Source organism: Streptomyces qaidamensis, assembly GCF_001611795.1.
Classification (GTDB): Bacteria; Actinomycetota; Actinomycetes; order Streptomycetales; family Streptomycetaceae; genus Streptomyces; species Streptomyces qaidamensis.
In genome coordinates this window covers 7,656,343-7,671,469 of the sequence record NZ_CP015098.1, presented here as the reverse complement: position 1 = coordinate 7,671,469, position 15,127 = coordinate 7,656,343, and the positions used below count along the sequence as shown (strand labels likewise).

The 15,127-nt window shown below is 70.8% G+C and carries 12 protein-coding genes; 6 read left to right on the top strand and 6 right to left on the bottom strand.

Annotation, left to right across the window (positions count from 1 at the left end; translation table 11 throughout):
- Positions 1-10: 10 nt before the first annotated feature.
- Together A4E84_RS33665 and A4E84_RS33660 are read right to left on the bottom strand one after the other, a co-directional pair.
- A complete protein-coding gene (locus A4E84_RS33665) occupies positions 11-907 on the bottom strand; it encodes a class I SAM-dependent methyltransferase (protein ID WP_062930153.1) in 897 nt (298 codons plus the stop codon).
- A gap of 131 nt (positions 908-1,038) precedes the next feature.
- Positions 1,039-2,757: a glycoside hydrolase family 6 protein gene (locus tag A4E84_RS33660; RefSeq protein ID WP_062930152.1), complete on the bottom strand. Its 1,719-nt coding sequence runs from the start codon at positions 2,755-2,757 to the stop codon at positions 1,039-1,041.
- Between the two features lie 401 nt (positions 2,758-3,158).
- Between A4E84_RS33660 and A4E84_RS33655 the strand changes: the two genes are divergently transcribed.
- Together A4E84_RS33655 and A4E84_RS33650 are read left to right on the top strand one after the other, a co-directional pair.
- A complete protein-coding gene (locus A4E84_RS33655) occupies positions 3,159-6,077 on the top strand; it encodes a glycoside hydrolase family 48 protein (RefSeq protein WP_062930151.1) in 2,919 nt (972 codons plus the stop codon).
- 206 nt (positions 6,078-6,283) lie between these two features.
- Positions 6,284-8,938 carry a cellulose binding domain-containing protein gene (locus A4E84_RS33650; RefSeq protein WP_062930150.1) on the top strand — a complete coding sequence of 885 codons (2,655 nt, stop codon included), beginning with the start codon at positions 6,284-6,286 and terminating at the stop codon, positions 8,936-8,938.
- A gap of 770 nt (positions 8,939-9,708) precedes the next feature.
- Here A4E84_RS33650 and A4E84_RS33640 read toward each other — a convergent pair.
- Positions 9,709-10,656, bottom strand: a complete 948-nt coding sequence (locus A4E84_RS33640) for a helix-turn-helix transcriptional regulator (RefSeq protein WP_062931713.1) — start codon at positions 10,654-10,656, stop codon at positions 9,709-9,711.
- A gap of 41 nt (positions 10,657-10,697) precedes the next feature.
- Between A4E84_RS33640 and A4E84_RS33635 the strand changes: the two genes are divergently transcribed.
- Complete coding sequence (locus A4E84_RS33635) at positions 10,698-11,177, top strand: hypothetical protein (RefSeq protein ID WP_062930148.1); 480 nt, start codon at positions 10,698-10,700, stop codon at positions 11,175-11,177.
- Positions 11,174-11,650: a hypothetical protein gene (locus A4E84_RS33630; RefSeq protein ID WP_062930147.1), complete on the top strand. Its 477-nt coding sequence runs from the start codon at positions 11,174-11,176 to the stop codon at positions 11,648-11,650. Before A4E84_RS33635 ends, A4E84_RS33630 begins: the two co-directional genes overlap by 4 nt.
- On the opposite strand, the gene A4E84_RS33625 is transcribed toward A4E84_RS33630, so the two are convergent.
- Together A4E84_RS33625 and A4E84_RS33620 are read right to left on the bottom strand one after the other, a co-directional pair.
- Complete coding sequence (locus A4E84_RS33625) at positions 11,619-12,362, bottom strand: class I SAM-dependent methyltransferase (protein WP_062930146.1); 744 nt, start codon at positions 12,360-12,362, stop codon at positions 11,619-11,621. The genes A4E84_RS33630 and A4E84_RS33625 overlap by 32 nt on opposite strands.
- A 4-nt stretch (positions 12,363-12,366) precedes the next feature.
- Positions 12,367-12,672 carry a 4a-hydroxytetrahydrobiopterin dehydratase gene (locus A4E84_RS33620; RefSeq protein WP_062930145.1) on the bottom strand — a complete coding sequence of 102 codons (306 nt, stop codon included), beginning with the start codon at positions 12,670-12,672 and terminating at the stop codon, positions 12,367-12,369.
- 117 nt (positions 12,673-12,789) lie between these two features.
- Here A4E84_RS33620 and A4E84_RS33615 point away from each other — a divergent pair, with 117 nt between their 5' ends.
- Complete coding sequence (locus A4E84_RS33615) at positions 12,790-13,596, top strand: helix-turn-helix domain-containing protein (protein WP_062930144.1); 807 nt, start codon at positions 12,790-12,792, stop codon at positions 13,594-13,596.
- Here the strand turns inward: A4E84_RS33615 and A4E84_RS33610 are convergent.
- Positions 13,578-14,003 (bottom strand): hypothetical protein, encoded by a 426-nt coding sequence (locus tag A4E84_RS33610; RefSeq protein ID WP_062930143.1) that lies wholly within the window; start codon positions 14,001-14,003, stop codon positions 13,578-13,580. The two genes, A4E84_RS33615 and A4E84_RS33610, sit on opposite strands and share 19 nt — an antisense overlap.
- Before the next feature lie 241 nt (positions 14,004-14,244).
- On the opposite strand from A4E84_RS33610, the gene A4E84_RS33605 reads away from it, so the two are divergent.
- Positions 14,245-15,108 carry a helix-turn-helix domain-containing protein gene (locus A4E84_RS33605; protein ID WP_062930142.1) on the top strand — a complete coding sequence of 288 codons (864 nt, stop codon included), beginning with the start codon at positions 14,245-14,247 and terminating at the stop codon, positions 15,106-15,108.
- The last annotated feature ends 19 nt before the right edge of the window (positions 15,109-15,127 follow it).

Genomic DNA, 15,127 nt, shown 5'->3' with positions numbered 1-15,127 from the left:
GCGGTCGTCGCTAGGCGGGCCGGACCGCGGTGTGGACCGTGTGGGCCTCCAGGACGAACACGTCCGGGCGGTGGTGCAGGCTCGCCTCGTCGTCCGGGTCGAGCAGGCGGTCCACGGTCGCCAGGTCCTCGGCGTCGAGCCCCTCGGCGAGCTTGTCGCGCATGTGCGACAGGGACGCCACGACATACGCACGCGCCCGGTCGGAGGCGGGCGCCGGGAGGTCGAGCAGGAAGCTGTGCGTCCTCGTGTGCTTCAGACCCGTGGCGGCGAGCAGGGCGGGCCAGTTCTCGGTCTCGGCCACGTGCCCGGGCAACTCGGTGCGCATCCGGGTGAACCACTCCGCCTCCACCGCGTCGATCCGCGCCTGGAGACCGGGCCGGCCGATGCCGAAGTCGCGCGGCAGGAACCGCAGGGGCAGACCGCCCTCCATGATGGCCAGCGTGCCGCCGGGTGCCAGCCGCTGCGCGAACGCGGCGAGCGCGGCCCGCTGGTCGCCGAGGTGATGCAGGCTGCGGCTCGCCCACAGCAGATCGGCGGGGTAGTCCAACTCTCCCAGTACGTCGGGGAGTTCACCCGTGATCGTGCCGAAGCGGTCGGCGACCCCCTGCCGCTCGGCGCGCGCCCGGGCCCGCTCCAGCAGCCCGTCGGAACCGTCCACCGCCACGATCCGCGCGCCCGGGAACGTCTCCGCGAACAGACACGACACGACACCCGGCCCGCTGCCCGCGTCGACGATCAGACCCGGTTCGGTCACCTCCTGCGCCAGCCAGCCCAGGGCCCGCTCGTACAGGGACGCGAACAGTTCCGCCGAAGCCTCCAGCGTCGGGCCCATCTCGGCCCAGTCGATGTCGGTGTGGCCGTGGTGCGGGCCGTGGCCCTGCTCGTGGTCGTGGTGGTGGTGCGCCATGGTGGTCAGCCTCTCGCTCGGATGCGGTCAGCGTGCGACGGCGCACCGTGCGGAGGCCACTGCTGTTGCCGGTCCCGCAAAATCCGCCGGGGCACGATGCCCCGGCGGATCAGCGGTTCAGCACGGACGGGTCAGGACAGCGGCGGGTACGCGTTCTGCATCAGCTGCCGGAACTGGGCGGAGAACCAGTGCCCGGAAATCGGCGCGTCCGGCAGGGCACCGGACATGTTGTTGTTGTTGCGCGGGTTGCCCTCGTAGGTCGGGTCGCACATGCGGTCGAAGCCCTTGCCCTCGGGGTTCGGGATCTCCTTGCTCGCCCCGTCGGACTCACCCGGCGGCTTCATCCACACGTAGGCGTCGATCCCGGCGGCCGGGCTGGCCTGCGGGCGCTCGCCGAGGCCGGCTCCGGACTGGTTGCACCAGTTGCCCGGGTTGATGCGGCGGTCGTAGCGGCCGCCGTCGACGTAGGTGTCGACGGACGTCTGGGCGCCGGGGCCGGCGGGCCGGGCGGTGCCGCCCCAGCCGTTGCGGGAGGTGTCGATCAGCATGCCGATGCCGGAGTTGAAGCCGACCGAGACCAGCTGATTGCGGAACGCCTGGGCGAAGGACAGCTCGTCGACGTAGCGGTTCCAGTCGACCCACTTCGACTCGCGGACGGACTTGCCGGCCACGTTGTCGCTGATGGAGAAGTGGTCCTCCTTCAGGGCGCTGTAGTTCGCCGTGTTGGTGATGAAGCCGTGGACGTCGTTGACGGTCGCGCCCTCGGCGGACGCCGCCTCCTTGAACAGGGTCGCCGAAGGAGCGAAGTTGTCGTCCCAGCCGATCCAGCCGTGGTGGCCCGCGTCGACGTAGTTGTAGACGTTCGGCACGTCGCCGAGCTTGTTCAGCGCGTAGCCGACGCCCTTGACGTAGTTGCCGTTGGCCTTCATCACGTCGCACTGCGGGGTGGCCGTCGCGCGGCTGCCGGTGTTGGTGACGAGGTTCGGCAGCGAGTCGATCTCGACGGTGGTGACGATCCGCAGCGAGGAGTACTTCGAGTCGGCGAGGATCGCCTTGATCGGGTCGATGTACTCCGTCTTGTAGCGGCCGATCTCGTCGGCCTTCAGCTCGCCGTTGGAGGCGAGGGCGGCGCAGTCACGGCCGGGCAGGTTGTAGATCACGAGCTGGACGACGAGCTCGCCGGAGCCCTTCTGCCGCAGCGCCTCGTCGAGGTGGGCGCGCAGGCCCATCTTGCCGCCGGCGCCGTTGATCGCGGCGATCCGGTCCAGCCAGACACCGGTCGGCTGGTTGGCGATCCGGCTGCCGCCCGGCTCGGCGGCGGCGTTCGCGGACCACTCGGGGTTCACGTACACCTTGGCGCCATCGTAGGGGTTGTTCACCCGGTTGCCCGGGCCGCCCGGGTCCGGCGGATCCGTGGGACCGCCGGGGCCGCCGTCGACGTTGCAGGTCACGCCGTCGAGAGTGAAGGTGGCCGGGATCGCGTTGCTGCCGCTGTAGCTGCCCTGGAAGCCGAAGCTGACCGAACTGCCGGTCGCGAGCTGGGCGTTGTAGGTCTCGTTGGCCGCGGTGACGGCGGCACCGCTCTGGCTCAGCTTGGCGTTCCAGCCGCTGGTGACCTTCTGGTTGCCGGCGTAGGACCACTTCAGCGACCACGACGACTTGGCGGCGCTGTTGTTCGTGATGGTCACGGCGGCGGTGAAGCCGGTGCTCCACTCGTTCTGGATCTTGTAGTCGACGGTGCAGGGGACGGCGGCGACGCCGGCGGCGCCCGGGTCGACGGCGAAGGCGGTTCCGGTCGCTCCGGCGACCAGGGCCATGGCGGCCAGTAACGCTGTTCTCGTACGGCTCATGAGTGCGGGTTTCCCTTTCGGTGGTGGGGGTGTCAGCCGTTCAGGGCGCGCTCCGACAACGACGTGAGGAACCCGGCACCGGCACTCGCGCAGCCGGGGACGACCGCATGGGCGGCGGCTAAAAGTACTGAACGCGAGGGGTGTCGCATGAGCGACTCCTTGCAGGCCGGGTGCGTCGTGACGGACGCGTCGACTGATGGAACCGCTCCCACTGGTGTCAAGGAAGGTAGCGCCAAGTGTCGGCAAAGAACAGGGGAGTCACTGACTTTCGCTCAACTCCCGGCGTCGAATGTTTTCGACTCTTCGAAGACCTTGACCGGTACCTGACGTGTCCGCACTATGGGAGCGCTCCCACTGGTTCAAGCCTTGACTTCTCCGAGCCGCAAGGAGGAACCAGCACCATGCATCCCCCACCCCGGAGACGCCGAGCGGTGCGGCGGCTGTGGACCGCAGCCCTCGCAGCTCTCGCGCTTCCGTTGACGATGCTCTCCTCAGGATCGACTCCCGCCCAGGCGGCGGCACTTCAGTGCAGTGTCGACTACAAGACGAACGACTGGGGCTCCGGTTTCACGGTGGACCTGACCCTCACCAACCGCGGCACGGACGTCATCGACGGCTGGACGCTGACCTACGCCTACTCCGGCAACCAGAAGCTGGGCAACGGCTGGAACGGCACCTGGTCGCAGTCCGGCCAGAACGTCACCGTCAAGAACGCCTCCCACAACGCGCGGGTCGCCGCGGGTGCCGCCGTCTCCACCGGCGCCCAGTTCTCCTACAGCGGCGGCAACACCGCGCCGACGTCCTTCTCCGTCAACGGCACCCCCTGCACCGGCGCGCACCAGCCGCCGATCGCCGTGCTGACCAGCCCGAGCGCGGGCGCGGTGTACACCCAGGGCCAGGCGGTGCCGCTGGCGGCCACCGCCGCAGCCGCGGACAACGCCACGATCAGCAAGGTGGAGTTCTACGACGACACCAAGCTGCTCGGCACGGACGCGAGCGCGCCCTACGCGCTCTCCGTCTCGGACCTGGCCGTGGGCAGCCATTCCCTGGTGGCGAAGGCGTACGACAGCATGGGCGCCTCCGCCGATTCGACGCCGGTCGGCATCACCGTCGCCGCCGGCCCGACCGTCGTGGCCTCGCCGCTGCAACTGGGCGTCCAGTCCGGCAAGTCGGGCACCTATGAGGTCAAGCTGTCCAAGCAGCCCTCCGCGAACGTGACGGTGACCTCGGCCCGTGCGAGCGGCAACTCCGGGCTCTCGGTCTCGGCCGGCGCCTCACTGACGTTCACGCCGCAGAACTGGAACACCGCGCAGAAGGTGACCGTCGCGGCCGCGAACTCCGGTACCGGGTCGGCCGTGTTCGAGTCGACGGCGGCGGGCCACGCCAAGGCCTCGGTCACCGTGACCCAGCTGGCGGCGGCGAAGGTCTACGACGCCCGTTTCCTGGAGCTGTACGGGAAGATCACCAACCCGGCGAACGGCTACTTCTCCCCCGAGGGCATTCCCTACCACTCGGTCGAGACGCTGATCGTCGAGGCGCCGGACCACGGCCACGAGACCACGTCGGAGGCGTACAGCTACCTCCTGTGGCTCCAGGCCATGTACGGCAAGGTGACGGGTGACTGGTCGAAGTTCAACGGCGCGTGGGACCTCATGGAGAAGTACATGATCCCCACCAAGGCCGACCAGCCGACCAACTCCTTCTACAACCCCTCCAAACCGGCCACCTACGCCCCCGAGCTGGACACGCCGAACGAGTACCCGGCCAAGCTCGACACCGGCGTCTCGGTCGGCCCGGACCCGATCGCGGGCGAGCTGAAGAGCGCCTACGGCACGGACGACGTCTACGGCATGCACTGGCTCCAGGACGTCGACAACGTGTACGGCTACGGCAACTCGCCCGGCAAGTGCGAGGCGGGCCCGTCGGACACCGGCCCGTCGTACATCAACACCTTCCAGCGCGGCGCGCAGGAGTCGGTGTGGGAGACGGTGCCGCAGCCGACCTGTGACGCCTTCAAGTACGGCGGCAAGAACGGCTACCTGGACCTGTTCACCGGGGACGCCTCCTACGCCAAGCAGTGGAAGTTCACCAACGCTCCGGACGCCGACGCGCGGGCCGTGCAGGCCGCCTACTGGGCGGACCTGTGGGCGAAGGAGCAGGGCAAGGGCGGGCAGGTCTCCGGGACGGTCGCCAAGGCGGCCAAGATGGGTGACTACCTGCGGTACTCGATGTTCGACAAGTACTTCAAGAAGGTCGGCAACTGCGTCGGGCCCTCGACCTGCCCGGCGGGCACCGGCAAGGACGCCTCGTTCTACCTGATGTCCTGGTACTACGCCTGGGGCGGCGCCACCGACACCAGTGCCGGCTGGGCCTGGCGCATCGGCTCCAGCCACGCCCACGGCGGCTACCAGAACCCCCTCGCGGCCTACGCGCTCGGCAACTACGCGCCGCTGAAGCCGAAGTCGGCGACGGGCGCGGCGGACTGGGCCAAGTCCATGGACCGGCAGCTGGAGTTCTACCGCTGGCTGCAGTCGGACGAGGGCGCCATCGCCGGAGGCGCGACCAACAGCTGGGCGGGCCGGTACGCCACCCCGCCCGCCGGGAAGTCGACGTTCTACGGCATGTACTACGACGAGAAGCCCGTGTACCACGACCCGCCGTCCAACCAGTGGTTCGGCTTCCAGGCGTGGTCCGTGGAGCGGGTCGCCGAGCTGTACCAGCAGACGGGGAACGCGAAGGCCAAGGCGGTCCTCGACAAGTGGGTCGACTGGGCGCTGTCCAAGACCACGTTCAACCCGGACGGCACCTACCGCATCCCGTCGACGTTGCAGTGGTCGGGCCAGCCCGACACCTGGAACGCCTCCAGCCCCGGCTCCAACAGCGGGCTGCACGTCACCGTCGCCGACTACACCAACGACGTCGGCGTGGCGGCCGCGTACGCCAAGACCCTGACGTACTACGCGGACCGCTCCGGTGACACGGAGGCCGCGGCGGCGGCGAAGAAGCTGCTGGACGGCATGTGGGCGAACCACCAGACCGATCTCGGGATCGCCGTTCCGGAGAACCGGGCCGACTACAACCGGTTCGACGACCCGGTGCACATCCCGAGCGGCTGGACGGGCACGATGCCGAACGGTGACGCGATCAACTCGTCGTCCACGTTCGACTCGATCCGGTCCTTCTACGAGGACGACCCCGCCTGGTCGAAGATCGAGAGTTATCTCGCGGGCGGCGCGGTGCCGTCGTTCACGTATCACCGGTTCTGGGCTCAGGCGGACATCGCCTTGGCCATGGGCTCGTACGCGGAGCTTCTCGAATAACCCCGCCGGGCGCTCCGCGGGTTGGGCCGCGGTGATCTGCGGGCCGTAGGTGACTGGTCGCGCAGTTCCCCGCGCCCCCGAAGCAGCGTCCGAAGCTCTGCGTACGTGGCCCTGCACCTGACGCGGGGCCACCACGGCCGGGCGGCTCCACCCGCACGGGAGCCGCCCGGCCCTCGCACGTCCCCCCTCACGGAAGGACCCCCACCGTGCGAAGAACCCGCATCCTCACGGCCGTGCTGGCACTGGCGGCCGGGCTGTTGTCGGGCGCGCCCAGTGCCCTGGCCGCCGATCCTCCGGCGCCGAAGCTCGCCGCCGACACGTACACCTGGAAGAACGCCCGGATCGACGGGGGCGGGTTCGTACCCGGCATCGTCTTCAACCGCTCCGAGAAGAACCTGGCCTACGCACGCACGGACATCGGCGGTGCCTACCGCTGGCAGGAGTCCTCCAAGACCTGGACGCCGCTGCTGGACTCGGTCGGGTGGGACGACTGGGGGCACACGGGCGTCGTCAGCATCGCGTCCGACTCCGTCGATCCGAACCGGGTGTACGCGGCGGTCGGGACGTACACGAACAGCTGGGACCCGAAGAACGGCGCCGTCATGCGCTCCTCCGACCGGGGCGCGAGCTGGCGGAAGGCGAACCTGCCGTTCAAACTGGGCGGCAACATGCCGGGGCGGGGCATGGGCGAGCGGCTGGCCGTCGACCCGAACCGGAACAGCGTGCTGTACCTGGGCGCGCCCAGCGGCAAGGGGCTCTGGCGGTCGACGGACTCGGGCGTGACCTGGTCGCAGGTGACGAACTTCCCCAACGTCGGCAACTACGCACAGGACCCGAGCGACACGAGCGGCTACTCGTCCGACAACCAGGGCATCGTCTGGGTCACCTTCGACGAGTCCACGGGCACCGCCGGGAACGCCACGAAGACGATCTACGTAGGGGTCGCCGACAAGGACAACGCGGTGTACCGGTCGACGGACGCGGGCGCGACCTGGCAGCGGCTGGCCGGGCAGCCCACCGGGCACCTGGCGCACAAGGGCGTCCTGGACGCGAAGAACGGCCACCTCTACCTCGCCTACAGCGACAAGGGCGGGCCGTACGACGGCGGCAAGGGCCAGATGTGGCGGTACGCGACCGGCACCGGGGCGTGGACGAACATCAGCCCGGTGGCGGAGGCCGACACCTTCTACGGCTTCAGCGGGCTGACGGTGGACCGGCAGAAGCCGGGCACGGTCATGGCGACCGCGTACAGCGCATGGTGGCCCGACACGCAGATCTTCCGCTCCACGGACAGCGGCGCGACCTGGACCAGGGCGTGGGACTACACGTCGTATCCGAACCGCGAGAACCGCTACACGATGGACGTCTCGTCCTCGCCGTGGCTGACCTGGGGCGCGAATCCGCAACCGCCCGAGCAGACGCCGAAGCTGGGGTGGATGACCGAGGCCCTGGAGATCGACCCGTTCGACTCGAACCGGATGATGTACGGGACGGGTGCGACGATCTACGGCACGGAGAACCTGGGGAACTGGGACGGCGGCGGCAAGTTCACCATCAAGCCGATGGTCCGGGGCCTGGAGGAGACGGCGGTCAACGACCTGGCCTCTCCCCCGTCCGGCGCCCCGCTGCTGAGCGCGCTCGGTGACATCGGCGGCTTCCGGCACACGGACCTGACGAAGGTGCCGTCGATGATGTTCACCCAGCCGAACTTCACGACGACCACGAGCCTGGACTTCGCCGAGTCGAACCCCAACACGGTGGTGCGGACGGGCAACCTGGACTCGGGACCGCACATCGCGTTCTCGACGGACAACGGCGCCAACTGGTTCGCCGGGACCGACCCTTCGGGCGTGAGCGGCGGCGGCACGGTCGCGGCGGCGGCCGACGGCAGCCGGTTCGTGTGGAGCCCCGAGGGCGCCGGTGTGCACCACGCGACGGGCTTCGGCACGTCGTGGCAGGCCTCCGGAGGGATCCCCGCCGGAGCGATCGTCGAGGCGGACCGCGTCGATCCGAAGACCTTCTACGGCTTCAAGTCCGGGAAGTTCTACGTCAGTACGGACGGCGGAGCGACCTTCAAGGCGTCACCGGCCACGGGGCTGCCGAGCGGTGACAGTGTCCGCTTCAAGGCGCTGCCGGGCGGGAAGGGCGACGTCTGGCTGGCCGGCGGCGCGACGGACGGCGCCTACGGCCTGTGGCACTCCACGGACGGCGGGGCGAGCTTCACCAAGCTGCCGGACGTCGAGCAGGCCGACACCGTCGGCTTCGGCAAGGCGGCACCCGGCGCCTCCTACCAGACCCTCTACACCAGCGCGAAGATCGGCGGCGTGCGCGGCATCTTCCGCTCCACCGACAAGGGCGCGAGCTGGACGCGCATCAACGACGACGCCCACCAGTGGGGCTGGACGGGCGCGGCGATCACCGGCGACCCGCGGGTGTACGGCCGTGTCTACGTCTCCACGAACGGCCGGGGCGTCGTCTACGGCGACAGCTCCGGGGGCGGCACGACCGACCCGGGACCGGGCCCCGACCCGGCACCGACGGGCGCCTGCAAGGTGACGTACAAGGTCACCAGCCAGTGGGCGGGCGGCTTCCAGGCGGACGTCCAGCTCGCCAACACCGGCACGAGCGCCTGGAACGGCTGGTCCCTGAACTGGGCCTTCCCCGACGGCCAGAAGCTGACCCAGGCATGGAACGCCGAGGCGGCACAGTCGGGTTCGGCGGTCACGGCGAAGAACGTCGGCTGGAACGGAAACGTGGCGGCGGGATCGTCGGTGAGCTTCGGCTTCACGGCGAACTGGTCGGGCACGAACACGAAGCCGACCACGTTCAGGCTGGGCGAGCAGACCTGCGCGACTGCCTGACCGGGCGATCCGAGGGCGTGTGCCGGAAACGGTATGCGCCCTCTCCACATGTCAGGACCGATCACGAACTGATCACCTTGCCCGCGCATTACTCACACTTTCTTCACACTTCCCGTTACGCTCACCTCCCACGAAAAACCCCAGGGGGGTCCATGTCGTACACCCAGCCGCCGCCGCCGCCCGGCTTCCCGCCGCAGCCCTCCTCGCCGGCTCCCCGGCCGCCCTGGGCCCGCAAGCGCGTCCTGATCCCCGCGGCCGCCGTCATCCTCCTCGTCGGCGCGGGCATCGGCTCCGCCGGGAACGGCGGTGACGGCGAGAAGACCGCCGCCGCACCCCGCCCGACCGTCACCGTCACCGAGAAGGCGCGGGCCGGCGGCGAGGCGGAACCGGCGCCTACGGTGACCGTCACCAAGACGGCCCCGGCAAAGGCCAAGGCCAAGGCCGAACCCAAGGCGGACACCGCGGACGACGCCGAGGCAGCCGACGTCGCCGCCGAAGGCAAGGCGGTGTTCAAGGTGTGGGGCTCCGCCCCCTCCGGTGTCGACATCACCTACGGCAACGACGGCACCAACCTCCAGGGCAAGGGCCTGCCGTTGAAGAAGACCCTGACCGTCAAGGACGACGCCCTCTACTACCAGGTGACCGCGCAGCTCATGGGCGGCGGCGACATCCAGTGCTCGATCACCATCGACGGCAAGACCAAGTCGGGCCGGGCGCAGGGGGGTTACAACATCTGCTCCGCCCAGCTCAACAGCGACTTCAGCGGCGGCTCAGCTAGTTTGGGGGTTGCCGTACCGTTCCACCAGCTCGGCCGCCGTCCGGGCGATCCGCTCGCGCAGTTCCGCGGGTTCGAGCACCTCGATGCCGCTGCCCAGGCGCAGGAAATCGCTGTGGGCGCGGTCGGCGGACTCGATGGCGACGGTGACCCGCGTCCAGCCGTCCTCCTCCACTACTGCGTCGGTCCGCGCCGGTCCGGGGAGGGGCACACCCGGCGCCAGCCGGACCACGGCCCGGGCCGCTCGGAGCCGGTGGTGGAAGTCGCGCTGGTACGCCGCCCAGTGGACGGCCAGATCGAAGTCGCCGGGCGGGCTGAACTCCTCGCCGGTGGCGTCCAGTCGCAGGATCTGGTCGACCCGGTAGGTGCGCGGGCCCGGGCCCGCGACGACGTACCAGCGGCCCGCCTTGAGGACGAGCCCGTACGGCTCCAGGCGGCGCTCCACGTCGGTGGGCTCACGCCACCGGCGGTACAGGATGTTCACGGCACGCCGGTTCCAGACCGCGTCGGCCACGGCCGGGAGGTACGGCGTCTCGTCGGCGTCGGCGTACCAGCCGGGCGCGTCGAGGTGGAAGCGGCTGCTGATCCGGTCGGCGTGCGGGCGCAGTCCGGGCGGCAGCGCGGCCCGGACCTTGAGCTGGGCGGCGGCCAGGACGGAACCGAGACCCAGCTGGGCGGCGGCACCGGGGGCACCGGCGAGGAAGAGCGCCTCGGTTTCGTCGGTGGTCAGCCCCGTGAGACGGGTGCGGTAGCCGTCCAGCAGGCGGTAGCCGCCGGAGTGGCCCGCGTCGGCGTACAGCGGGACACCGGCCGCGCTCAGCGCCTCGACGTCCCGGTACACCGTGCGCACCGACACCTCCAGCTCCTCGGCCAGCTGGGCGGCGGTCATCCGGCCGCGGGTCTGGAGCAGCAGGAGGATCTGGACGAGACGGCTGGACTTCACTGACACATGGTGTCAGTGAAGCGGCCCTAGCGTCCCCCTTCATGGGCTTCACCGAGAAACTGCTGACCGTGCCCCCACCCGTCGAGGTGGCGGGACGCCACATCAAGCGCTATCACGTCACCTCCGACCCGGCGGGCATCGAACCCGAGGTGGAGAAGGCGGCGTACGCGATGCTGCCGGAGCTGCTGCCGGAGCCGGACGGTACTCCCCCGGCGGCCTTCGTCGTCCTGCACCGGGGCGGTGACGACGGCGCCTACCTGAACGCGTACAGCTGGGTGTGGGACAACGTCCTGCACTTCCAGGGCGCGGCGGCGGGTCAGCCGGTGCTGGGCTGCCCGGACCGCGATCCGGCCCACTTCATCGCTCCCGGGCTGCCGTGGATCGGCTGCGTCTGGGAGCTGCCGCCGATCCTGCACGAGCGGGACGCCTGGGTGCGGCACCTGCTCGCACCCGAAGTCCCGGACCTCATGGCCTACTTGGCCGACTCCCTGCCCGAAGGAACCACAGGAGACCGCACATGAGCAGCCCGCACGACTTCGACTTCTTCCACGGTGACTGGGAGGTCCGCCATCGGCGCCGCACCGCATTCCTCGCCCCGGACAGCGACTGGGTGGAGTTCCCGGGGACCAGCCGCTGCCGGCCGCTGTTCGACGGTGCCGCGAACATCGACGAGGTCGACATGCCGCTGCTGTCCGCGAAGGGCGCGACCCTGCGGCTCTTCGACCCCGCCACCGAACGGTGGTCGCTGAACTGGGCCTCCAGTGTCAGCGGAACCCTGTTCCCACCGGTCTTCGGCCGCTTCGAGGGCGGACGCGGCGAGTTCCACGGCGACGACACCTACGACGGCGAGGACGTGCGGGTCCGGTTCGTCTGGTCCGACGTCTCCGCCGCGTCGGCCCGCTGGGAGCAGGCGTTCTCCGTGAACGGCGGGGACACCTGGCTGACCAACTGGATCATGCAGTTCACCCGGCCTTCCGGAACGACCGCAGGCTGAACACCGGGTCGGGGCGGGGGCGGTCCTGGTCGGGGAGGTGCGCCAGGCGGGTGGCGAAGCCGTCGGCGAGCGGGTCGCCCGGTGGCAGGGTGACGAACCAGCCCCGGCGCAGGTCGGCGATCGTGCGGCGGGGACTGCGGCCCTGGCCGAGGCCGGTGAAGCCGGCCCGCCCGGCCGGTGCCAGGCCGTGGGCCGCGGCGCAGGACTCGACATCCGCCGCCGCGTCCCGGACCGGGCTGGGCGGCCGGGAGGACAGGACGACATCGATGTCACTGCCCACGTTGTGGGAGGCGGCCTTGTCGACCGTGGTGACGTAGACCCCGCCGGGCCGCAGCACCCGGGCGCATTCGCCGACGATGGCCCGCACCTCGGCGGGCCCGGCGGCCAGGTGCAGCAGCCACACGCTGCACACGGCGTCGAACTGCCCGTCCCGGAAGGGCAGCCGGCGGCTGTCGGCGCGCACGACGGCACCGGGGAGCCGGGTGGAGGCCTGCCGGGCCATCGCCGGGGCGAGGTCGACGCCGGTCACCCGCAGGCCGTCGCGGGCGGCCGCGAGCCGGCGGGTCACGATGCCGGTGCCGCAGGCGACGTCGAGCAGACTGCGCGCGTCCGGCGGTACGAGGCTCAGCACCGCTTCCGCGGCGGCCGCGGCCCTGGGCTCACCGCCGCGCGAGGCGTCGTACCGCTCCGCTTCCTTGTCGTAGTCGAGCACCTCGTCAGTGTGCCCCGTGCCCTAGGGCCAGGTCCTCCACCCTGCGGGCGAGCTCGAAGTCCTTCTCGGTCACGGCGCCGCCCGCGCTGTGCGTGTGCACGGCCAGGGAGACGGTGTTGTAGCCGAGCGTGAGGTCCGAGTGGTGGTTCAGCTCCTCCTGGACCTGGGCGATGTGCACGACCATCGCCGTCGCCGCGAAGTGCGAGCCGAGCCGGTAGGAGCGGATGAGGTGGTCCTTGTCGAGCGACCAGCCCGGCAGCTCGGCCAGCCGGTCCTCGACCTCTTTCTGCGACAGCGGTTCGACGGGCATGGGCCGCGCTCCTTCCCTGGCTGCTGGTCCTCCCAGCCTGCCACAGCGGGGCGGCCGGGGCCCTGGTCAGAAGGGTGTGCCTGTCCGGCACGACCGGTTCTCGACTACCGTCCCGGCATGACCACTCACCCGTCCACCGCCGAGAAGGGCGCGGGCCCCCTGCTGCGGGCCTGGAGGGAGCAGCGGCGGATCAGCCAGCTGGAGCTGGCCCTGCGCGCGGACTCCTCGGCCCGGCACATCAGCTTCGTCGAGACCGGCCGCTCCCGGCCCAGCGAGGAGATGGTGCTGCGGCTGGCCGAGCATCTGGACGTCCCGGTGCGGGAGCGCAACGCGCTGCTGCTGGCGGCCGGTTACGCACCGCGCTACCCGGAGACCCCGCTGGACGACCCGGCGCTGGGCGCGCTGCGGGAGGGCATCGAGCGGCTGATCGGCGGCTACGAGCCGTATCCGGCGCTGGTGGTGGACGCGCTGTACAACGTGGTGGCCGCCAACCGGGGGGTCATGACGCTGGTCGACGGGGTCGGCGAGGCGCTGCTCGAACCGCCGCTGAACGCGATGCGGCTGGCCCTGCACCCGCAGGGCCTCGCGCCGCGCATCCGCAACCTGCGCGCCTGGCGGGGGCATCTGCTGGAGCAGATGGAGCGGCAGATCGCGCTGCACCGCTCGGAGCCGCTGCGGGCGCTGTACGAGGAGGTCGCGGCGTATCCGGTGCCCGACACGGATCCGGCGGACGAGCCGTCGGAGCCGGTGCCGTACTTCGCGCTGCCGCTGCGGATCGAGCACGAGGGGCGGACGCTGTCGTTCGTCTCCTCGATCTCCACGTTCAACACGCCCATGGACGTGACGGTCGCCGAGCTGGCCATCGAGACGCTGCTCCCGGCCGACCCGGCGACGGCCAAGTACCTTCAGACGGCGCTGCTCTGACGTGCCCTCAGCGCAAGGCGCTGGAGGACGGCGAATGCGGCCACGGCCAGGGCCTGGAGCACCGTCCACACGGCGCCCGGTGTACTCGGCGTGAGCCACAGCGCCAGGGCCGCGAGGCTCACCGCCGACCAGGCGAGGTTGGCCTCGACGACGGCCCGCACGCCGAGCGCCGGGGGCCGCCGGCGGGCTGCCAGCAGGCCGACGACCGCCGCGTAGAGGGCGAGGAAGGCGCCCAGGGCGAGCAGCAGCGTGGCATCGACTCCGAGGAACCGCCCCAGCGGGCCGGAGAACGCCAGGTAGGCGAGCGCGTTGGTGCCGGTGACGACGGCGTCCAGGGCGAGGAAGCGGCGCAGCATCGACTGCGGCTCCACGGTCCGGGCGAGTGCGGCGAGCTGGATGGCGGACATGGGGAATCACCCTCCGTGGGTCTGTGGTGCGGCGGCTGGGGCCGGGGCCCGGGCCGGAGTGCGCCGGCCCGGGACCCGGTGCGTTCACGATCCCGTTCCGGCGGCGTCCGGTCGATTACCCGCGGGGTAATGCCGCTGCCTCTCCTCCGCTTCCGGCGATCTTCTCGGTGCGAGCCCTGTGATGCGGCCGCCCGGACGTGACAGACTGATCGCAGGCTTGGGCACGTTGGGGAGGCGTGGCGTGAGTGAACGGCGGGCCGCACCCACCGTGGGCCAGGTGGTCCTGGGCAAGCGGCTGCAAGAGCTGCGCGAGGCCGCGGGCCTCAGCCGTGACGAGGCCGCCAAGGTGCTGCGGGTCGCCCCGGCGACCGTCCGCCGCATGGAGACCGCCGACGTCGCGCTGAAGATCCCGTACGTGCAGATCCTGCTGACGGCGTACGGCGTGGCCGAGGACGAGGTGACCGCGTTCGTCGACCTCGCCGAGGAGGCGAACCGGCCGGGCTGGTGGCAGCGGTTCCACGACGTGCTGCCGGAGTGGTTCAGCCTGTACGTGAGCCTGGAGGGCGCCGCGCGGATCATCCGGTCGTACGAGCCGCACTTCGTGCCGGGGCTGCTGCAGACCGAGGGGTACGCGCGGGCCGTGCTGCAGGCCGGGACCATCGCGAACGCCGGGCCGGAAGCCGTGGAGCGGCATGTGTCGCTGCGGATGGAGCGGCAGCGCCTGCTGGACCGCCCCGATTCCCCGCACCTGTGGGTGATCATGGACGAGACGGTGCTGCGCCGCCCGGTGAGCGTCGACGGCCGGGTGATGCGCGAGCAGCTGGACAAGCTGCTGGAGTACGCCGCGCGCGACCGGGTCACCCTTCAGATCGCCGAGTTCGCCGACGGCCCGCATCCGGGGACGTACGCCCCCTTCTCGCTGTTCCGCTTCGCCGAGCCGGAACTGCCCGACATGGTCTTCACCGAGTATCTGACCGGCGCGCTGTACCTGGACTCCCGCAAGGAGGTCTCGGCGCATCTGGAGGTGCTGGACCACATGACGGCCGGGGCGGGTTCGGCACAGCGCACGGACGAGCTGCTGCGGGAGTACCGGGAGCGGTACTGAGCCCCTCCCCCGCCCTGAC

What these genes read in the sequence shown, in the direction of transcription:
- A4E84_RS33610 (WP_062930143.1), bottom strand. Translation starts at nt 14,003, where the DNA reads ATGTCCGCCATCCAGCTCGCCGCACTCGCCCGGACCGTGGAGCCGCAG.
- A4E84_RS33635 (WP_062930148.1), top strand. Translation starts at nt 10,698, where the DNA reads ATGGGCTTCACCGAGAAACTGCTGACCGTGCCCCCACCCGTCGAGGTG.
- A4E84_RS33655 (WP_062930151.1), top strand. Translation starts at nt 3,159, where the DNA reads ATGCATCCCCCACCCCGGAGACGCCGAGCGGTGCGGCGGCTGTGGACC.
- A4E84_RS33665 (WP_062930153.1), bottom strand. Translation starts at nt 907, where the DNA reads ATGGCGCACCACCACCACGACCACGAGCAGGGCCACGGCCCGCACCAC.
- A4E84_RS33630 (WP_062930147.1), top strand. Translation starts at nt 11,174, where the DNA reads ATGAGCAGCCCGCACGACTTCGACTTCTTCCACGGTGACTGGGAGGTC.
- A4E84_RS33615 (WP_062930144.1), top strand. Translation starts at nt 12,790, where the DNA reads ATGACCACTCACCCGTCCACCGCCGAGAAGGGCGCGGGCCCCCTGCTG.
- A4E84_RS33660 (WP_062930152.1), bottom strand. Translation starts at nt 2,757, where the DNA reads ATGAGCCGTACGAGAACAGCGTTACTGGCCGCCATGGCCCTGGTCGCC.
- A4E84_RS33620 (WP_062930145.1), bottom strand. Translation starts at nt 12,672, where the DNA reads ATGCCCGTCGAACCGCTGTCGCAGAAAGAGGTCGAGGACCGGCTGGCC.